Source organism: Sulfidibacter corallicola (assembly GCF_017498545.1).
Classification (GTDB): Bacteria; Acidobacteriota; Holophagae; order Acanthopleuribacterales; family Acanthopleuribacteraceae; genus Sulfidibacter; species Sulfidibacter corallicola.
In genome coordinates this window covers 6327369-6348355 of the sequence record NZ_CP071793.1, presented here as the reverse complement: position 1 = coordinate 6348355, position 20987 = coordinate 6327369, and the positions used below count along the sequence as shown (strand labels likewise).

At 60.6% G+C, this 20987-nt stretch carries 14 protein-coding genes; 8 read left to right on the top strand and 6 right to left on the bottom strand.

Annotated elements, in window-relative coordinates:
* Positions 1–46 precede the first annotated feature (46 nt).
* Complete coding sequence (locus J3U87_RS19545) at positions 47–1249, top strand: DUF1579 family protein (RefSeq protein ID WP_237377460.1); 1203 nt, start codon at positions 47–49, stop codon at positions 1247–1249.
* 124 nt (positions 1250–1373) lie between these two features.
* On the opposite strand, the gene J3U87_RS19540 is transcribed toward J3U87_RS19545, so the two are convergent.
* Entirely contained in the window at positions 1374–3953 is a 2580-nt protein-coding gene (locus J3U87_RS19540) for an ABC transporter permease (RefSeq protein ID WP_237377459.1), read from the bottom strand.
* Positions 3950–4666 (bottom strand): ABC transporter ATP-binding protein, encoded by a 717-nt coding sequence (locus J3U87_RS19535; RefSeq protein WP_237377458.1) that lies wholly within the window; start codon positions 4664–4666, stop codon positions 3950–3952. Before J3U87_RS19535 ends, J3U87_RS19540 begins: the two co-directional genes overlap by 4 nt.
* Before the next feature lie 474 nt (positions 4667–5140).
* Here J3U87_RS19535 and J3U87_RS19530 point away from each other — a divergent pair, with 474 nt between their 5' ends.
* Positions 5141–5803 (top strand): arylesterase, encoded by a 663-nt coding sequence (locus J3U87_RS19530; protein ID WP_237377457.1) that lies wholly within the window; start codon positions 5141–5143, stop codon positions 5801–5803.
* 26 nt (positions 5804–5829) lie between these two features.
* On the opposite strand, the gene J3U87_RS19525 is transcribed toward J3U87_RS19530, so the two are convergent.
* The gene (locus tag J3U87_RS19525) at positions 5830–6159 is read right to left on the bottom strand and encodes a TfoX/Sxy family protein (protein ID WP_237377456.1); all 330 of its coding nucleotides are present in this window, start codon (positions 6157–6159) and stop codon (positions 5830–5832) included.
* Positions 6160–6489: 330 nt separating this feature from the next.
* Here J3U87_RS19525 and J3U87_RS19520 point away from each other — a divergent pair, with 330 nt between their 5' ends.
* Entirely contained in the window at positions 6490–8955 is a 2466-nt protein-coding gene (locus tag J3U87_RS19520; protein ID WP_237377455.1) for a vWA domain-containing protein, read from the top strand.
* 141 nt (positions 8956–9096) lie between these two features.
* Here J3U87_RS19520 and J3U87_RS19515 read toward each other — a convergent pair whose 3' ends face one another.
* Both J3U87_RS19515 and acnA read right to left on the bottom strand, forming a co-directional pair.
* Positions 9097–9480, bottom strand: coding sequence for a VOC family protein (locus tag J3U87_RS19515; protein ID WP_237377454.1), 384 nt, complete (start codon positions 9478–9480; stop codon positions 9097–9099).
* A gap of 226 nt (positions 9481–9706) precedes the next feature.
* A complete protein-coding gene (acnA, locus tag J3U87_RS19510; RefSeq protein ID WP_237377453.1) occupies positions 9707–12388 on the bottom strand; it encodes an aconitate hydratase AcnA in 2682 nt (893 codons plus the stop codon).
* 648 nt (positions 12389–13036) lie between these two features.
* Here acnA and J3U87_RS19505 point away from each other — a divergent pair.
* Positions 13037–13684, top strand: coding sequence for a hypothetical protein (locus J3U87_RS19505; RefSeq protein ID WP_237377452.1), 648 nt, complete (start codon positions 13037–13039; stop codon positions 13682–13684).
* A gap of 39 nt (positions 13685–13723) precedes the next feature.
* Here the strand turns inward: J3U87_RS19505 and rfaD are convergent, their stop codons facing one another.
* Complete coding sequence (gene rfaD / locus J3U87_RS19500) at positions 13724–14686, bottom strand: ADP-glyceromanno-heptose 6-epimerase (protein ID WP_237377451.1); 963 nt, start codon at positions 14684–14686, stop codon at positions 13724–13726.
* Positions 14687–14968: 282 nt separating this feature from the next.
* Here rfaD and asnS point away from each other — a divergent pair, with 282 nt between their 5' ends.
* From asnS to J3U87_RS19480, 4 genes are all read left to right on the top strand, one after another.
* A complete protein-coding gene (gene asnS / locus J3U87_RS19495) occupies positions 14969–16258 on the top strand; it encodes an asparagine--tRNA ligase (RefSeq protein ID WP_237377450.1) in 1290 nt (429 codons plus the stop codon).
* 359 nt (positions 16259–16617) lie between these two features.
* Entirely contained in the window at positions 16618–17982 is a 1365-nt protein-coding gene (rimO, locus tag J3U87_RS19490) for a 30S ribosomal protein S12 methylthiotransferase RimO (protein ID WP_237377449.1), read from the top strand.
* Positions 17979–19229 carry a carboxypeptidase-like regulatory domain-containing protein gene (locus J3U87_RS19485; RefSeq protein ID WP_237377448.1) on the top strand — a complete coding sequence of 417 codons (1251 nt, stop codon included), beginning with the start codon at positions 17979–17981 and terminating at the stop codon, positions 19227–19229. Before rimO ends, J3U87_RS19485 begins: the two co-directional genes overlap by 4 nt.
* A gap of 346 nt (positions 19230–19575) precedes the next feature.
* Positions 19576–20880 carry a Rossmann-fold NAD(P)-binding domain-containing protein gene (locus tag J3U87_RS19480; RefSeq protein WP_237377447.1) on the top strand — a complete coding sequence of 435 codons (1305 nt, stop codon included), beginning with the start codon at positions 19576–19578 and terminating at the stop codon, positions 20878–20880.
* The last annotated feature ends 107 nt before the right edge of the window (positions 20881–20987 follow it).

Genomic DNA, 20987 nt, shown 5'->3' with positions numbered 1-20987 from the left:
TCCTCGTCAACCGACCTGTTTCTCATGTTTGAAGGAGCGATACTCCATGAGATCGAGATCACTGGCTCTGGCGTTTACGGCCTTCCTCCTCTGCGGCTGGACCGACCCGACCCCGACCGCCGACGAAGTCATCGCAAAACACATCGAGGCACTCGGCGGCAAGGCCGCCTGGGACAAGGTGCGAACCATGACCCTGACCGGAACCTACACCGGCTTCAGCATGCCTCATCCCTTCACCCTGCACCGTCGCCGTCCCCACCACCTCTTCATGAGCTTCACCCTGGGCGACAAGCCGATCACCCTCGGTTGGAACGGCGAGATCGCCTGGTGGATCAATCCCTGGTACCGCATCGACTGGCCGGTCCCCATGGGCACGGCCGACACCAGGGCCATGATCCAGGAGACCTCGCTGGCCACCCCCTTCCTGGACTACCGCCAAGCGGGGTTCACCGTCGCGTTCCAAGGCGAAAAAGAACTGGAAGGCCAGAAGGGACTGGTATTGGCCTTGACGCGGCCGGATGGACAAACCGAGAGTTGGTATCTCGATCCCGAAACCTACCTGCACTTCGGACGCACCTCCATGGGTTCCGACTTCGGCCAGCCGATCGCCCAGACCACCTGGTTCAGCGACTTTCGCAAGGTCGGCGGCCTGCAGTTGCCCTATCTCATCGAATGGGAATTCCGCACGCGGCACCGGGTGATGGAGGTCGACGAGATCACCCTGAACCCCGAATGGAAGTCCGATCCCTTCGATCTGCCGTTTCCCGAGGCCATGAATCCCCTGAAGCACCTGATCGGTACCTGGCTGGTGGACGTCCAAACCCGCAACTCGCCTAACGCGCAGTGGCAGTCGTCCACCAGTTCGTCCACGATCGTCGCCGAACTGGGCGGCACCGCACTCGAGGAACGAATTCGATTCGGCACCGAGCCCGCGATCCGTTATCGCCGGTGGTTCACCTTCGATCGCACGCGAAACCTATTTCGGGTCGTTCAGGTCGACGACTTCACGACGCAGGCGGCCGTGCTGGAAGGCACCTTCGGCGAAAACGGATTGCGCCTCGACAACCTGGCCACCAACAGTGCCTGGAAGGCGTTCGACAAGACCTTTCACACCCGCGTCGTCATTTCCGAGGTCGGCAAGGACGGCTTTTCGCTGACGATGGCCCAGTCGGAAGACGGAGGCGAAAATTGGTTGGAGACCGCGCGCCTGAAATACCGCCGCAGCGAGGGTCGCGCCAGTAGCCATTGAGTCGCTGATCAGGGCGAGGGCCCGGGATCGGAGAAGTACATCGAAGCGGATCCTCACGATGCGGGCACTCCGAGCCGGGGCTGCGGTTTAGGTTCCCGGGGCCACGACAGGCCCCCATCTCGAATCAGCGGCCTTCCTCCCGCAACACCTGAATGGCGGGTACATCCCACAGGCCTCGGTGACTGAGGTATCCCATCACCACCGTCAACGGCGGCAGGAGCAGTGCCGGCAGCACGACCGCCGCGAGATCCGGGAACGGTGTCACCTGGAACAGGAAGGTTCCCAAGGCCCAACTGGCGACCAGCGCCAGGGTCAACCCGGTAAGGGTGGCCAGCACCCCCAGAAGGAAGTACTCGGCAAGGGTCATGAGCGCCACCTGACGCCGACCCGCCCCCAATGTCCGCAGCAACGCCTGTTCGCCCATCCGTTGATAGCGGCTGTTCCACAGGGCGCTGGCCAGCAACACCAGGCCCGTCAACATGCAGAGCCCCGCGAGGAACCGGACCATCGACGCCGCCTTGTCGAGAATCTTGTCGAAGGAAAGGACCAGTTGGGTCAGGTCGGCACAGGATACGTTGGGGTACTTCTTGACCAGATCGCGTTGCAGCGCAGCCACCTGTTCGGGATTCTCGGTACGGGTGGTGAACAGGAACATCTGTGGCGCGTTCTCAAAATAGCCCTCGGGGAACAGCATGTAAAAGTTGGGTTGCATGCTCTGCCAGGCCACCTTGCGCAGGCTGGTGACCTGCGCTTCGATCGGGATGCCCATGACGTCCACGACCAGGGTGTCACCCAACGAAAGACCGAGCATTTCGGCCTGCTCGATCTCGAAGGATACGGGAACGGGCGAGACGTCGGGATCGACTTCGGAGATCCACTCCCCGGCCACGAGTTCCTCCGTTTCGGACAAGCTGCCGCGATAGGTGCTTCGGTATTCGCGCCGCAGGGCCCACTCCGGGATATCCGTGGCCAGCAGCTCCTTGATCGACACGCCTTTGATGCGCTCCAGTCGCATCGCCAAAATGGGGGTCACGTTTTGCGGGGACATTTGGTTGTCGCGAACCACCTCCAGCACACCGTCCAGTTGATCGGCCTGTATGTCGAACGCGATGAAATTGGGTTTGTCCTGACCGATGGCGGTCGTGAACTGACCCAACAACATGGCGCGAGCACCGGCCAGCACGGCCACCAGAAAGATCCCCATGCCGAGAATCACCATGAGCACGGCGGTTTGGTTGTGGGGTCGGAACAAACTGGACAGGCCGTGACGCCAGGTGAACGGCAAACCCGCCGCGGCCAGTCGGCGCGCGCCCCAGCCCAGCAGCTTGGCGGTCGCATAGAGCACCGCCACCGCCGCCAGAAGTCCGCCGAGAAACAGGAAACCGGTCTTGACGCTTTGGGTGCGTACCATGGCGAAACCCAGCCAGGTGAGCAGGACCAGACCGTAGCAGGCGATTTGAACCCAATCGCGTCCGGCCGGCGCCAGAAACAGGCGAAAACTGACCAACGGGCTCACCCTGCGAATCGCGGCCAGCGGTGCCAAGGCCAATAGGAAACTAAGCAGGAATCCCCACCCGACGGCGAGACCCACGGCCTCCGGCTGGAAGGCCGGTTCATAGGCCACGGGGAACAGGTCGCGAACCAGCGTCGGCAAATAATACTGGAGGCCCACGCCCATCAGGGTACCCAACAAGACTGCGGTCAGGGTCATGGCCATTACCTGCAGAAGGTAGACCGTCACCACTTGGGCCGTCGTGGCGCCGAGGCACCGCAACACCGCGATCTGCCGCAGCTTCTGCTGCACGTGATAGTGAACCGCGCCGGCCACGCCCAGGCCGCCCAGCAACAGTGTCAACAACGCCGTCAGGCTGAGAAACGCCGACAGGTTGTTCATGTCGTCGCCGATCTGCTGGCGCCGCTGCGCCACGGTGCTCCAGGAAAGGCGTTCCTCGCGCAGATCCTCCTTGTTTTGCTTGATCCAGGCATCCACGTCATAAGCCTCGTCGAGGCGAAACGCCTTGCTGTAGAACACGCGGCTGCCCCGTTGGATCAGGTTGGTCTGCTCCACGTACTCGAGCGGCATGTACACCCGGGGCCCCAGCAGCGAGGCCGCGGGCGGCACTCCGGGCGTGGAAACCAGTTTGCCGGCGATGGTGAACTCGAACTCCCCCAATCGCAACTTTTCGCCCACCTTGGCGCCGACCCGCTCCAAAAGACTCCCGTCCACCAGGAGGTTGGGTCCGTCGCGATAGGTTTGGGCCGCCTCGGCCGGTTCGGTCACCAGCTCGCCGTAGAAGGGAAACCCACCACCGACCGCGCGAATGCGACACAGCAGCGCCTGATCGTGAGCGGGGAAATAGGCCATGGTGGCGAAGCGGCGAATCTCCGCGGTGGTCGCGGGAATCGGGGCAACCACCTTCTCGGCCTTTTCGGAAAAGGGCTGGCGGCTGTACACCACCAGATCGGCGCCCAGAAGCGTTTTGGTCTGGCCCTGCAGCGCCTGGGACAAGTCGGCCCCGAAGGAGCCCAACGCCACCAGGGTCGCGATGCCCAGCGCCATACTGAGCGCGTAGAGCGACGCCTTGCCGAAGGAACCGCGACCGTCGCGCCAGGCCGTACGCGCGGCCCATCTCAAACTGGCGTGCCAGCCGGCGGACCGCAGTGCGGTCGAAGGGGTTTGCATCTCGTCGCCGGGCGTGGTCATGGCGCCACCTCGCGTCGTCCGGAGGATTGCTCACGACCGGCGATCTCCTCCACCACGCGGCCCTGCTTGAGATGGAACAGCCTGCTCGTCATGCGAGCCAGACCCAAGTCGTGGGTGATGAGCGCCAAAGTGGTTCCCTTTTCGGTGTTGAGACGGAACAACAGCTCCGTCACCCGGTCACTCGTCGCGCGATCCAGGTTACCGGTGGGCTCGTCCGCAAACAGAACCATGGGCTGGTTGATGAAGGCGCGGGCGATGGCGATCCGTTGTTGTTCTCCACCGGAAAGCTGGGCGGGATAGTGATCGGCGCGATCGGCGAGCCCCACTTGGTCCAGCAGTTCGCGGGCTTCTTGAGCCGGCCGGCCGACGCCCGCCAATTCGCGCGGCAGCATGACGTTTTCCAATGCGGTGAGACTGGGCATGAGGTGAAATGATTGAAAGATGAAACCGACGTGACGGTTACGAAGGGCGGCCCGCTGCTCTTCGCTCAAGGCCGCCAGATCGTGGCCGAGCAACTCGAGCTTGCCCTGGGTCGGCGTGTCCAGACCGGCACACAGGCTGAGCAAGGTCGTCTTGCCGCTGCCGGAGGGTCCTACGATGGCTGCCGTTTCGCCGGCGTTCAACACAAAATTCACGTCCTCGAGCACCCGTACCTGGTGCCCTCGGCCATCGTAGGCCTTACCCACGCCTTGGACTTTCAAAATCTCACTCATGCTACCCCCAGGTGATATCGGTGCGTTGCGGCGTGGAGACCCATGGCCCCACCTCGCGAACGTCTCTCTGTATTTCGTAAAAAGGTGCTCGAGGTTTATCCCCAAGTTCCTTTGCTTTCATCGCCACGTGAACCCCTACCGGTAAGGCTCGGGCCGGCAGGCAGGGCACCTACTTGGGGCCATCCTCGACGAGCCTGCCGAAGATACGTGACTTTTCCAACCTCAAAACTTGCATTGACAACAACTTACATCCTTCGACCGCAAACGCCGGTGAGATTTGTGGGTTAAGATCCTCGCATGGAGACCGGAACGGGAAGGTTCAGCATCCCTGTTGGAAAAACCACGGGGCCGCGCCCGGTATTTCCCGTGAACCGCCCCGAATCGATTCCGTATCTCAGGATGCCGGCCGCGAATCGCGCTACCGATCTTCCCGCTCGGGACCGGACACCTCGTGGTGAAAAAGGAGCCATATCCATGAACCATTTTCTCGTCGATGTCCCCATTTCCAGGAAAAAATGGTTGCTGACCGTCCTGCTATGGGTTGCAACCACAGCGCTCTACGCCGCGGACGAGCCACAGCCTCCGCGGGTTCTTGTCCTGGGCGACTCCCTGACGGCCGGGTACGGATTGGGCAAGGAATTCGCCTTTCCCGAGATTTTGCAGAAAAAAGCGGACTCGGCCGGTTTGTCCGTGACCATCGTCAATGCCGGCGTCAGTGGCGATACTTCGGCCGGTGGCTTGCGACGCATCGACTGGATGTTGCGCCGCCCGGTGGACGTGCTGCTGCTGGAGCTGGGCGCCAACGATGGGCTGCGCGGGGTGGCCGTCAACGAAACGACCCGCAACCTCCAGGCCATCATCGACAAGACCAAAGCCAAATACCCGGCCGTCAAGATCGTGATCGCCGGAATGATGGTGCCTCCCAACCTGGGCGAAACCTACTCGCGCGATTTCGCGGGCATTTTCACCAACCTGGCCAAAAACAACGGGGCCGTGCTCATTCCCTTCCTGTTGGAGAAAGTGGCGGGTCGACCGGAATTGAACCTGGAGGACGGCATTCACCCCACCGAAGAGGGGCACAAGTTGATCGCCGAAACGGTCTGGCCCCATCTGGAACCGGTTTTACGCGGCCTGTGACACGTTCGGCGGGCGAACGGGATCGCTCACTTCGCCGGCAGGGTCTCGACGAAGGCGATGGCCCGTTCCACCCAACGCTGGATATCGGCGCTTTCCACGAGGCCTTCCTGACGAACCATGACCCATCCCTTCATGGGCCGACCGGTGATATCCATCGGTCCCACGTGCGGCTCGGAAAGTGCCGCACCGCCATCCTCTTTGCCCAATCGGAAAATCAATTGGTCCTTGTGGATGCCCACGCACATGTTGCCGTTGAGCAGCCAGGCCAGGCCCCCGAACATTTTCTTCTCCGAGAATCCTGGACGCATCATCACCAGCGGTTTCACCCGCTCAGCCAAACGCTCGTCGTATGCCATCGCCGCGCTCCCAAGTCATTGGATTGCCATCGATACCGCGGGCCCACGTCCGACAGAAAAGCCCTCGAGGGCATCGCTTCCCGGACGCACCCGGTCGTATTTTAACGCGGATCGGGGCCAGAATCGAATTCCCCGTCATCGCTGTAGGAAGCCGCACCGAAGCGCGCCGGAAGTGCGCGAACGAATTGAGTTAAGTCGCGGAAAAAGTTAAACTTAAAAAGAGCGTTCCAACCAGTTCCGACCCTAGCTCACCCTCCGACCAAAACCTTGCGCAAAGCGGGTCGCCCCAAGGTTTTCGGTCGACACAACATCACCGCGAGAGGGGATTCCATGCCGCTTTGTATGCTTTTGGTCAGCGCCCTGTTTCTTCAAGATTTCACCAGTACCAACTCCAAAAGCTGGGAGGCCATGGCCCGACCATGGATGACCGAGGCGGAACTGAATCTTTACGAAAGTCTCTCGGAACGGGAGAAAACGCGCTTCCAGGGTTTTTTTGTAGCGCGACGCCTGGACAACCCCAACGATTGGCCCGCCACCGGGCTCTACCTGCCCAGCTTTTTCGCACCGGAGCCCTATGGTGACGTCCGCGATCAAATCGCACACCTGCTGGGACATCCCGTCGAAACGGAATGGCAGCCGCAGAATCCCGTACTGCCGCGAACCTGGAAGTTTCCGCAGTACTCCTTTTCCTTCCTGCCCGCCGGGAATGGAAAGGTCCGATTGGCGACCGACAGTCTGCAACTCTGGGACAGCCTGAAAGACGGCATGATCCTGAACCGCGCACTGCGCTACGATTTCCGCGACAACAGCTTCGGACGCACGCGCCTGCCGGAGGACCTGGAGTGGACCGATACCCGGCTGCTCTACCGTTGGTTGGAGCCCAACCCCAGCGGCGGCACCCTGCGTCTTGCCGTCGCGGTTCCCGAGTCGATGAAGGCCTACATCCGCAGCGGCAATCACCGCCCGCGTCAGCATCTGGAACTGCTGGCGTTCCTGAAATCGGATGTCGACCAGCCGCGCGAGAGTCTTCCCTCCAGCTTGGTTCGCCACGCATCCGCCTGGTCGCATTTGACCGACGAAGACGAAATCTATTTCGAGATCGCGCTGCCACCTGGCTATTTCCACGCCGAGTTTCTGATCTACAACGGCTTCCTGGAGCAAGGCCTGCGTACCGAAACCCCGGTGGCCATCGTACCCCCGGGCCTTCCGCGCATTGGTGAGCCCGTCATCAGCCATCGCTGGCAACCCGCCGGCATTCAGGAAGTGGGCGCGCAGCAGATCGATTGCGGGGGCGACCGTTACCAGCCCGCACTGAAATACGACAGAACCCAGCCCGCCCGCGTCTTGGTGCGTGTCGACGGCGACGAACGCCCACAACTGTTCCTGCAAACCGCCAAGGACCGACCGATGGGACTGCAGTTCCTGTTCACCGCCGACGGCGTTGCGGTGTTCGACCTGCCCGCCCAAAAGGCGCCCTTCCGTTTGATCGCGCTTGGAGCGGAGACCCCCGACGGTCAACTGGCACTGTCGGTGAAAGGCGAGGATATCGACATCGCCAAACCCAGCCAGGTACCCGCCTTCGCCCAGAAATCGGAAGATTACGTAAGCGTCGACAAGCTGAACTTCGGTGCTCGCGGCAACCTTCAGCTCCTGTTCGTCAACGACCAGGCGTTTCTGGCCTCGCGGACGGGCCTGTTCAAGTGGCCGCCACTCGATTGGGGGCGCGAGGCCACCCTGCGCTACGAGTTCGGCGATGGGGAAGGTTGGTTCGCCACCGAATACACGACGCGACGAACTCCGGTTTTCGAGCAACTGCGCGTGAAACCCAAGTACCTGGTCGCCGGGACCCGCGTGCCCGACGGCACCATCGAGCCGGTCGACTTCGAGATCTTCGTGGAGGGCGCCAAGATTCCCGCCGCCAAGAAAACTCCCTTCACGCGCATTCCCAAGCTGTGGGGCATCGTGGTCAACGACCCACTCTTGAAATCGCCCGCCTGGAACAACATCCGTCAGGCGCTGATGGCGTGGCTGAAGAAGAACACCCAACCCCAAGATCAGATCTACGTGGTCCAGATTTCCCATCGGCCCGAGCTACTTGTGGCGCCCACCACCCGCAAAGTTTTGATTCAGGCCTGCCTGGATGCGCTGGAACCCAGTTCGCCGCGCGCCAACTACTTCACGGTCCGCTACCTGGTCGACGCCCTGACCCACATGAAACAGCACACCACCTTGCCGCACCAGGCGATCCTCCTGACACACCAGTTGACGGACGAAGTCAGCCAGATGGAAGATCTCCTGCCGTTGCTGCGCAGGACGGGTCTTCAAATCTACAACCTCGAGTTTCCGTTCGAGTTCAATCCCGACACCGAGATTCCGGCCAAGCCGGACGCCGATGACGCGCTGGCCAACATGGCCGCCCAAGCCAAGTACGAAGAGAAGATGCTGCTGGGTGTTCGCGACAATTTCCAAGAGAAGAGCGTGACGCAGGCCGGCTTCAAGATCCCGCTCTCCGGCCGCAAGAAAGAGAAGATGGCGGAACAGGAGCGCATCAAGGAAGAAGCGTTCCGCGCTTCGTTCAGCACGCAGTTGGCCTCGATGACGGCAGGTTTGGCGCACGTGACCGGCGCGGGCGAAACCAGCCAGAGCCTGCACCGCTTCCTGGATCAACTCACGCAGTGGCAACGAACCCTGGTCCACATGGAACTCCCGCTTCCCTACGTGGACGAGAGCATGATTCGCGTTCAGGCCAAGCCGGGCTACTCGGTCGCCTGGACCCTGGTGGAGTGGAGCCCGTAGAGGGTGCCCATCCAATGACGAACCGTTTTCGCGAGGCCGATATTCGGCAGGATGGGCACGCTATCGCGTAGGTATCGGGCTTCGGTCGCGCCTTCCAATTCGGAGTTCACGTCTCCCATGTCCTGGGCCGATGCGCTCCCATCAAGAGCCGAAATCGTAGCTGAGTTCGACGACCTCGAACGGGTTCCCCTCGGGATCCTCGTAGCTCGCCACCATGCCGAAGCCCTCGTCGTGGGGTTCGGTGATCTGCACGGCACCCATTTCATTCAGCGTCGCGGCGACGGTTGCCAGCGAGTCCACGTTGAACGCGATCGAGGTCGAGGAGCGACCCACTTCCGGGCGGCCCAGGTTCTTGGGAGGATGGATGCCGAAATGGATTTCGCCGATATCCACACCGAAATGGACATCGAGCCCGCCGTGTTCCTCCCGTTCGAAGGTCAGCCCGAGCGCCTTGCTGTAGAAACCCGCGAGAGCCTTAGGATCGCGGGACGCGAGAATGACCCCGCAAATGGATTTGGTTTTCATGTAAAGCCTCCCTTCACCATTCTGTTCCGTGTCACTCGATCTGCTGCTTTCGGCAAGTATAGTGCGACCTGGTGTGCTGCGAAACAGGTTCTCCGAGCGAGGAACACAACCCTCTGAGACCGCCATGGTTCCAGGCAGGCGGGTGACATCCTCAAACAAAAAAGGGCCCACTTCGAAAGTGGGCCCCATTCGGAGATCGAGTGCGATCCTACCGGATCGCGTCGACTTATTTCGCCAATTGACGCAAAACGGTGTGCAGGATGCCGCCGTTGCGGTAGTAGTTGACTTCGACCGGCGTATCGATCCGGCAGATCACCGTGAACCGCGTCTCGGTGCCGTCGGCGGCTTTGGCCACCACGGTCAGGTCCTGAACCGGTTTCACGTCGTCGCCCAGATCGGGGATGGAGAAGGTTTCCTCACCGGTGAGACCCAACGACTCGTGGCTCTCGCCGTCCTTGAACTGCAACGGCAGGATGCCCATGAACACCAGGTTCGAACGGTGAATGCGCTCGAAGCTCTGTGCCAGAACGGCCTTGACGCCGAGCAGGATGGTGCCCTTGGCGGCCCAGTCGCGTGAGGACCCGGTACCGTATTCTTTGCCGGCGAGTACGATCAGCGGCGTGCTCTGAGCCTTGTAGTTTTGGGCGGCGTCGAAGATGGTGGAGATCTCACCGGTGGTGAAATCCTTGGTGAAGCCGCCCTCGGTTCCCGGTGCCAACTGGTTGCGCAGCCGGATGTTGGCGAAGGTGCCGCGCGTCATGACGCGATCGTTGCCGCGACGGGAGCCGTAGGAATTGAAATCCTTGGGCAATACATCGCGGTCGGTCAGGTACTTGCCCGCCGGGGTCTCCGGCTTGAAGGAACCGGCCGGAGATATGTGGTCGGTCGTCACGGAATCGCCGAGCTTGGCCATCACGCGCATGCCGGACAACGGCTTGATCGGCTCGACGTCGGGCGTCATGCCGGTGAAGAAGGGCGGCTCCTGGATGTAGGTGCTGGCCTCGTTCCACTCGTAGACCTCGCTGTCCTTGCCTTTGATGTTGTTCCACAGCTCGTTGGCGGTGTAGGTGTTGCCGTACTGTTCGCGGAACATTTCGGGGGTCAGGACCTGGGCGATCGCATCCTGGATTTCCTTCTGGGTGGGCCAGATATCCTTCAGGAAGACGTCGTTGCCGTCGGCATCCACGCCGAGCGGCTCGTCGAGCAGGTTCTTGTCGACGGAGCCGGCCAGGGCGTAGGCCACGACCAACGGGGGGCTGGCCAGGTAGTTGGCGCGGGCGTCGGGGCTGACGCGGCCTTCGAAGTTGCGGTTTCCGGAGAGCACGGAGGCGGCCACCAGGTTGTTCTCGCGAACGGCCTTGGCCACATTGTCGGGCAGCGGACCGGAGTTACCGATGCAGGTGGTGCAGCCGTAACCGACGGTGTAGAAGCCCAACTTCTCCAGATCTTTGTCCAAGCCGAGCGCTTCCAGGTACGAGGAGACGACGCGTGAGCCCGGTGCCAGGGAGGTCTTGACGAAGGGCGGCGTTTTCAGGCCCTTGGCCACGGCCTTGCGCGCCAACAGACCGGCACCGATCAACACGGAGGGGTTGGAGGTGTTGGTGCAGCTCGTGATCGCCGCGATGACGACCGAACCGTGGGTGATTTCGGCGTCGGTGCCTTCGACCTTGCCGTTGTTGTCCTTTTCCGCATCGTTCACGCCGAAGCCGCTGTGCCCCGTGGGCGCATCCATCGCCTCGCGGAAGGCGGACTGCATGTCTTTGAGCGCCAAGCGATCCTGGGGACGCTTGGGACCGGCGAGGCTGGGCTCGACGGTGGACATGTCCAGTTCCAACATGGCCGAGAAGTTCGGTTCGGCATCGGCGGCGGAGTGCCACAGCATGTTGGCTTTGCAGTACTGTTCGACCAGATCGATCTGGGCATCCTCACGGCCGGTGAGGCGCATGTACTCGAGCGAGCGCTCGTCGATGGGGAAGAAGCCCATGGTCGCGCCGTACTCGGGCGCCATGTTGGCGATGGTGGCGCGATCGGCGAGGGAAAGCTGCTTCATGCCCGGACCGGTGAATTCGACGAATTTACCGACGACGCCGTGCTTGCGGAGCATTTCGGTGACGGTCAGGACCAGGTCGGTCGCGGTGGTACCTTCCTTGAGCTCGCCATGGAGACGGAACCCGACGACTTCGGGCATCAACATGTAGATCGGCTGGCCCAGCATGACGGCTTCGGCTTCGATGCCGCCGACGCCCCAACCCAGAACGCCGATCCCGTTGATCATGGTCGTGTGGCTGTCGGTGCCGACCAGGCTATCGGGGAAGGCCTGACCGTTGCGTCCGGAAACCGCGGTCGCCAGGTATTCCAGGTTCACCTGGTGGACGATGCCGGTGCCCGGCGGCACCGCGCGGAAGTTTTCGAAGGCCTTCTGGCCCCAGTGCAGGAATTCGTAACGCTCGCGGTTGCGCTCGAATTCGAACTGCTCGTTGATTTTCAGCGAGTCGGGCGAACCGAAGCTGTCTACCTGAACCGAGTGGTCGATGACCAGATCGACGGGTACCTGGGGATTGATCTTTTTGGGGTCGCCACCCATGCGCGCCAGGGAAGAGCGCAGCGCGGCCAGATCCACCACGGCCGGAACACCGGTGAAATCCTGGAGAATCACGCGGCTCGGCTTGAAGGGAATTTCCACCTTGCCGGCATTGTCCGGGCCCCACTGGGCGATGGTTTTGACGTGGTCTTCGGTGATGGCGAAATCGTCCACATTTCGCAGGGCGCTTTCCAGCAGGATGCGGATGGAAAACGGCAGCTTGGCCACATCGGCCACGTCCTTGAGGGCGTCAAGCCTGAAATAATCGAAGGCTCCGGCTTTGGTATCGAGGGAAGCCTTACTCCCGAAGGGATTGCGATCGGTCATGACAATCTCCTAATCTCGTCACAAATTTGACGTACATGTCATTGAATGGGTAATTCGGTAATGATGGGGGCATTTACGGTACGGGGCCACGGTTGCGGCATTGGAAAACGGAAGATGAAGCCAGCAAGGGGAACCAGCGAGCATCGCCGAGAATCGGCCTTGGCGTGGGTCACGAGGCCGGCACCGCGGGCTGGGGACCCAAGGCGTCGACTGTCGAATTGAAGCTTCGTTCATGTTTCGTTCGGTTTTCGTTGGTTCCACCGCACGGCGGGTTCCCTCGATGGTCGGTCGTGTCCTCGGAGGCCGGTCCAGACGGAACGAGCCTCTGATGATCGTCGGCATCGGCTCCCTGGGGCGGAGCCGAAAAGACCGGTGCGCACGATGGTCGAACCGCTCGAAGTGTCCACTCGGGATGCGGCGGTCAGGTGGTCTCGAAACCACTAATCCGCGCACAGTGACTCTATTCCGCGAGGAAACGACACGGCCCTCCCGGCTCCCGTCATTCGGTGTCTCGAATCCGGGTTGACGCGCCACGCACCGGCACCCATGTGAACACTTGGAACCACACACGAAAAACTGCCCATAGCTCGTTCGATTCTAGCCTAGTCGGGGGCCGGCATCAACGCCGATCTCCCGTTCGAGCGCTTCGTGATCCCGGTACTTGCCCCGCTCGGCACCAGCGACTATGTTGGCCGCAAGTCTTCGCTTGAAGCGAACATGGAGCCGCGGCACCAGTGGCCGCCGGGAGTTCAGGTCATGGACCTCACGATTTTGAATCGATGCCTCATCGCGATTCTGATGAGTGTTTCCGCCTCATTGACGGCCGAAACCCTCGTGTTGCGCGACGGCACCTTGCTCCAATGCGACAGTTATCACCGCGAAAACGGCCAGGTGATGATCGTGGACGGCGACAAGCGCTATTCCCTTGCGGAACGGTTCGTCAATTGGGAAGTCACCGAAGCCTACGTCGAACCGCCGACGGAACCCGAATCGGCGGAATCGGCCGGCGAACCGCTGCGACCTGGCCACTACGAGGACCTGGTCCCCAAGGAAGAAGCAGTCGATCAGGGCCCGATGATCACCAAGATCGACTTTCGCGACGCCAGCTTGATCGAGGTCTTGCGGTTCATGGCGGACAAGGGCGACGTCAACCTGGTGGTCGACCCCGCGGTACGGGATCGCAAGGTCAACTATTTCTTCAAGAACATCAGTTGGCGCCAAGCCTGGGAAACGATCCTGTGGAGCGAAGGCCTGGATTACGAGGCGTTGGGCGGCGCGGTCTGGGTCCGCCGTTGAAGCCGAACGGCGGCCCGACGACTCTCCGGAAACCCGATCTCAGTAATGGGCGAAATCGCGGTTCAGGTAGTCCTGAACGTAGTCCGTGACCCCTTGCTCCAGGGTGTGAAACGGTTTGTCGTAGCCCGCTTCGCGCAGCTTCTCCATCTCGGCCTGGGTGAAGTACTGGTAGCGGTCACGCAGGTGCTCGGGCATGTCGATGAATTCGATGTTCGGTTCCAGGTCCAATGCCCGAAACGCGGCACTCACCAAATCGCGGAAGTTGCGCGCCTCGCCGGTGCCCAGGTTGAACAAGCCGTTGACCTTGGGGTTCTCGAACAGCCAAGCCATGACCTCGACCACGTCTTTGACGTAGACGAAATCGCGTTGCTGGCCGCCGTCGACGAAATCGGGTCGGTGCGATTTGAACAGCTTGACGACCCCGTCGGCCCTGATCTGGTTGAAGGCCTTGAACACCACCGAAACCATGTCGCCCTTGAAGTACTCGTTGGGGCCGTAGACGTTGAAGAACTTCAAACCGGCGATCTTGTCGAACCAGCCCTCGCGGCGGGCCTTCAAATCGAAGAGTTGCTTGCTGTAACCGTACATGTTGAGCGGCCGCAAGCGGTGGATTTCGGCTTCGTCGTCGGCGTACCCCATCTCGCCGGCGCCGTAGGTGGCGGCCGAACTGGCGTAGACGAAGCGCACGTCGTTGGCCATGGCCCACTGGGCCAGCCGCAGGGTGTAGCGATAGTTGTTGTCCATCAGGTAGTCGGCGTCGCGCTCGGTGGTGGCGCTGCAGGCACCCATGTGGAAAATGGCGTCGATCTTCGGCGCGTTGCCCAGAAAATCGAGAAGCTGCGAACGATCCAGGTAATCGTGATAGGCCAGGTGCCTCAGATTCTTCCACTTGTCGGTGGTACGCAACACATCGGTGACGATGATGTCGGAACGTCCCAACTGATTGAGTTTGGAAACCATGCAGGAACCGATAAACCCGGATCCACCGGTGACGATGATCAAATGAGCCTCCCCGGACAACGTCGCTGCGACCCCGGCCCGTCGGGCGCGAGATCCGTCCGAGGTATCTTATAAAGGAATGCGGACCCAGGACCAGACCTTTTCCACCGCAACCCCCACAGTGGCCCGGAAAGCCGCCCACCAAGCCGCTCGACAAAAGCCCGCCGCGCGTTGCCGCGCTTGACGGAAAACCGAAGCGCTCTGTAGAATGCTTTGTTTTATTGATTTTTCATGAGTGGCTCGGGAAAGCTCCGGCCGCTCGCAACCGATTGGGGGAGGTTGGTTTTGCAGAAGGCTCGTATCTCTGAGTTGAAGGACCATTTGGACGGCGAAGTAACGCTTCAGGGTTGGGTTCGCCACCACCGCAAGAGTGGGAAGATCCAGTTCATCGTCTTGCGCGACGGCAGCGGTTTCTGCCAGTGCGTCCTGGTGAAGAGTGAAGTGGATGAACAGATCTGGGAGCGCGCACGGCAGTTGACGACCGAATCGTCGCTGCGCCTGATCGGCACGGTCCAACAAAACCCCCGCAATCAAAACTACGAGTTGCTGGTGAAGGACCTGGAGATCGTCCACATCTCCGAGGCCTTCCCGATTACGCCGAAAGAACACGGCATCGAGTTCCTGATGGACCGGCGCCACCTGTGGTTCCGCTCCAAGCGCCAATGGGCCATTCTGCGCATTCGGCATACGTTGGTCAAAGCGATCCGCGACTTTTTCGACGAGCGCGGCTTCACCCTGATCGACAGCCCGATCCTGACGCCGACCGCGGCCGAGGGCACGTCCACCCTGTTCGGCGTCGACTACTTCGACGAGCAGGCCTACCTCTCGCAAAGCGGCCAGCTCTATTTGGAACCGGCGGTGGCCGCCTTCGGCAAGGTGTACTGCTTCGGACCCACCTTCCGCGCCGAGAAATCGAAGACCCGCCGCCACCTGACCGAATTCTGGATGGTGGAGCCGGAGATCGCGTTCGCCCACCTGGAAGACGTCATGCAATTGGGCGAGTCCTTCCTGAAGCACCTGGTTCAACGGGTGCTGGAGAACAACCAGTTCGAACTGAAAGAGTTGGAGCGAGACACCACCAAATTGGAAGCGGCCCTGCAGCCCTTCGTCCGCATGACCTACAACGAGGCCGTGGAAAAACTGAAAAAGCTGGGCAGCGACATCCAGTGGGGCGAGGATTTCGGCGGGGACGACGAAACCATGCTGACCAACGAGTTCGATCAACCGATCATCGTTCACCGGTTCCCCAAAGAGTTCAAAGCCTTCTACATGGAACCCGATCCCGAGGACGACCGCCTGGTGCTGGGCATGGACATCCTCGCACCCGAGGGGTACGGCGAGGTGGTCGGCGGCGGCGAACGCGCCTCGTCGATCGATTTCCTCAACGAACAAATCGCGAAACACGAATTGGATCCCGAACCCTACCAATGGTACCTGGACGTCCGTCGCTACGGCTCCTTTCCCCACTCCGGCTTCGGCCTGGGCCTGGAGCGCGCGGTTGCCTGGATCTGCAAACTGCCGCACGTTCGCGAAACCATTCCCTATCCCCGCATGCTCTATCGCCTGAAACCGTGATCCGCTTCCATGGGCCCCTATTCACCCATCATCCGAACGAATCGGACGCCGGCGCCGAAGCCCGGATACCGTGCGACGGTACTCCGGCTTCGGCCGAACGCACCGGCATTGCGAAAAAAAAGGATCCCAGGCGAAGGGCAAGAGTTAAACTTAGAGCATTCGCACCCGATTGGGGTGCGATCTCCCGCGCGGCCCGTCACATTCAGCCGCGCCGTCCCTTCGGGACAGGACCCGAACGTCATCCACGCAGCGAGAATTGAGAACCGGTCCGTCCGAATTCGCGTGAAACCGGCGGACCTACAGTTGAAGATGGAGGGAGCCCTCTCGCGATGCGATGCTCCCGAACGAGGTTTCTTTAGATGAAAAAAGTGGGAATGCTGAGCCTGGGATGTGCCAAGAACCTGGTCGACTCCGAAGTCATGCTCGGCGAACTGGCCCGCGAAGGCTATGCACTGACCAACGAGGCCGATGACGCCGAAATCGTCATCGTCAACACCTGCGGCTTTATCGAAAGCGCAAAGGAAGAATCCATCTCGGCCATTTTGGATATGGCCGAGTTGAAAAAACAGGGCAAGGTCAAGAAGCTCGTGGTTTCGGGCTGCCTTTCCCAGCGCTACCACACCGAACTGGCCCAGGACCTGCCCGAGGTCGATCTGTTTCTCGGCATCAATCACGTCGGCGGCATACAGAAGTTCCTGACCGACCTGCGCGGCACGTCCGGCGACGTGGTGAACCGCGAGCCCACCGAAGCCGAGGATTGGCGCCCCGATTTTCTCTACAACTCCGAGCACCCCCGCGTCCTCACGACCCCCAAGTTTTGCGCATACGTGAAAATCTCCGAGGGCTGCGACCACGTTTGCTCGTTCTGCATCATCCCCAAACTGCGCGGTAAACACCGCAGCCGCACGATCGAGGACATCGTCGCCGAAGTACGTCGCCTGGGCGATGCCGGCGTGCGTGAAATCAACCTGGTCGCCCAGGATTCCACCTACTACGGCCGCGACCTGGGCCTGAAGGACGGATTGGCGCAACTGATGGAAGCCATCGCCGAGGTGGAGACCATCGACTGGGTGCGGGCCCACTACATGTACCCCTACCAGGTCACCGATCGGCTGCTGAAATTGATGGCCGAGCACCCCAAAGTTTGTAAATACATGGATATCCCGCTGCAACACGCGGATAAGCATGTTCTGGCCGCCATGAAACGCGGAAGCGGCCGCCCCCAGCTTGCCAAGTTTCTGGACCGCATCCGAGAAGCGGTTCCCGATGTTTGGATTCGGACGTCTTTCATCGTCGGCTTTCCCGGTGAAGACGAGCGCGCGTTCGAAGAACTCTGCGCCTTCGTCACCGAACAGGAGTTCGATTTCATCGGTGTGTTTACCTACAGTCACGAGGAAGACACCACGGCCTATCCCTTGGACGATTCCATCTCCAAGGAAGAGAAAGAGCGGCGCAAAGCGCACCTGCTGGCGTTGCAAAAGGAAATATCAAAGAAAAAACTTGCCCGCCACATCGGCAAAACCTTTGATGTCTTGATCGAGGGTGTTCACCCCGAGACCGAGCTGCTTCTGCGCGGTCGCCACCAGGGCCAAGCACCCGAAGTAGATGGCGAGGTTTTGATTACCGAAGGCTTTTACCAGCCCGGCGACATCGTTCCCATCACCATCGAAGAGACCTTCGACTATGACCTGGCGGGCAGAGCTACAGGAGGAGTGGCTGTATGAGACAGTTGGTCTGTATCGCGCTTTTGTTGGTCGGCAGCCTGGCCATGGCGCAAAAATCCATTCGCGGTTCGGTAGTTGGCAAAGTCATCGGCATGGACGGTCAGCCGGTCCAGGGTGTCAACATCGATATCACTTTCGAGGCGGAAGACCTCCAAAAGTACAACAAAACCGGCCTGACCACCAAAGCCAACGGCGGCTTCGTTCAGGTGGGCATGCCCAGTGGTCGCGCGACCCTCAGCCTTTCCGGCGAAGGCATGACCTCCCGCACCTACGTCTACGTTCAGGATCAAAGCCGCAAAGAGCTGGAAATCCGGATGCTCAAGGAAGGCGAGATCATTACGGATCTCGGCGAGCAGCCCAATGTTTCCGGCGTCATCACCGACAGCGCCGGCGCTCCGATTCCCACCGTCGAAATCACCCTGAGCAGCCAGGATTTCCCCGGTTACGAACAGAAGGTCGTCTCCGGTGACGATGGGTTCTTCGAGCTCAAGTCGATCGCGGAAGCCTCGGTTCAAATCTACGCCAAAAAAGAAGGCTATCGCGACGAGGTGCTGCGCTACAACCACACCAAGGGCAACTTCAAACTGAAAACCGGCGAGTTCCGCATGTTGACGATCGAAGAAGCCATGAGGGAAATGGGCCTGGATCCCAACGCGGTCAAGCAACCGGAACTCTCCACGCGCGACAAGGCCATCATGCAGTACAACGAGGCCGTAGATCCCTATCAAAACAAGGATTATGCAGCCGCCGAAGAGTTCGCCAAGAAGGCCTCGGAAATCGACCCGACCTTCGACAAGGCCATCAAGCTGGTGGTCTACACCAACTATTACCAGCAGGATTGGCCCGAAGTCATGTCCTACGTGGACAAGTACCTGGAAATCGATCCCGAAGACGCGGACATGGCCAAAATCGCGATGGAAGCGGCTCAAAAATCCAAAAACAACGACTCTCTGAAGAAATACAAAAACAAGCTGAACGAGCTGGTTCCCGTGACGCCGCAGTCGCTGTACGCGGAAATGGTCAACTCGATCAACGCCAACGACGACGATACCGCCAAGGCCAAAGCGCTGGAAATCCTGAAAATGGACAACACCTTCGCCAACGCCTACTTCGAGTTGGGCCGCATCTACGTGCGCGAGGGCGACTTCGATGAAGCCATCCGCAACCTGAAGCTGTATATCAAGCACGATCCCAACGGACAATTTCGTCAGGACGCCATCGACCTGATCGAAACCCTGGCAGAATAATTACCACGGACGCGGTCGGTCGCCCTCGGGTCAGGCCGGCCCCGTCCGTTGTCGTTTCATCTCGCAACCGGATCACCACCTTCGGTGTCACGGCGTCGGTCACCGCCACGACATCGAAAGCCCGATCACGTCAGCCACCGGCACGCGATGCTCGATCGGGAACGTTCGAGCCAGCCGGGAACGCGCCAAACGAGAAGCGGTCTCTTCTCGCACATGGCGAAGCGTCGTGAAGACGGAACTCATCCGGCCATCCATCAACCGAAAACCACGAAACAATGGAGAGGGGCGAGCGCCGCCCGCACAGGGGCGCCTCGACGTGTGAAAAGGCTTTGTGGGGGGAGCTAAGTTGACGCAAAAGCAATTGAAAACATTCATTCGTACCGAGCACAAGAGTTCTTGGGAGGCCCGGACGCCCTTGACGCCCAACGCGGTGACGCAACTGGCGAAAAAGGGGATTCCGGTCGTCGTGGAGAAAAGCAAGTATCGGTATTTTCCCGACGAGGAATACGCGGAAGCCGGAGCCCGGCTATCGGACTCGCTGGAAGGCGCCGAACTGGTGCTCGGCATCAAGGAACCGGCCCGGGAAGCGATTCTGCCTGACCAGGTCCACGTGGCCTTTTCGCACACCATCAAGGGTCAGGCCTACAACATGCCGCTGCTCCAGGAGTTCATCGACAAGAAGGCGACGCTCATCGATTACGAGGTCATGCGCGACAAGGAAGGTTCGCGAACCATCGCCTTCGGCCGTTACGCCGGAATCGCCGGTGCCATCGACACCTTCAATGTGGTCGGCCGCAAGCTTGCGTTGAACGGGATCGACTCCAACCTCTGCGAAATCGAACCGACCTACAAGTACGACACCATCGCCAACGCCAAACACTGTCTCGGCGAGTTACCGCCGATTACCGGTTACCCGCTCAAGGTCCTGATCAACGGAACCGGCAACGTGGGCGGCGGATGCGTGGAAGTCTGCGAGTGGCTGGGCTTGGAGCGGGTGACGCCGGAAGACCTGTTGGCTGGCCGGGTTCCCGAGGGCAATTTCTACTGCCAACTGGCCACCGTGGACACCGTGCGACGCATAGACGGCGGACCCTTCGACAGCGGCGACTACCGCAAAAACGGTAAAAAAGCCTATGAGAGCAAGTTCCACGAATTCCTGGGCTCCTACAACGTCCTGCTGCAGACGATCTACTGGGACGACGACTATCCCAAACAACTGCCGCGTTCGGTCATGCAGGCCCACAAAGATGCGCTGCCGATCGTGATCGGGGACATCAGTTGCGATATCGACGGCAGCCTGGAATGCACCAAGAAGGCCAGCACCATCGACGAGCCCGCCTTCACCTACTTCGTGGACGAGGACCGCATCGAAGACGGCATCTCGTGGTACGGCCCTTCGGTCATGTCGATCGATCACCTGCCCTGCGAACTCTCTCGCGACGCATCCGAGCACTTTTCGCGCATCCTGACGCAATACATGCCGGAACTCGTACGCATGGATCTGAACAAGCCGTTCGAAGAATGCGGACTGGAGCGACTGCTGCGCGAGGCGACCATCGTCTATCGCGGCGAGCTGACCCCCGCCTACCGCTACCTGGAAGATTGTCTGGCCAACCAGCCGAAGGAGCCTCAAGCCCGCGATCAAAACTAGCGGGGGCCATTCGGCGCGGCGGCCTTTTTGAAGGTCCGAATCGAATCAGCCGAATGGCCGGGATCAAGCTTCGGGTATCGGGTATCAGGTACCTATGAAAAGGGCCC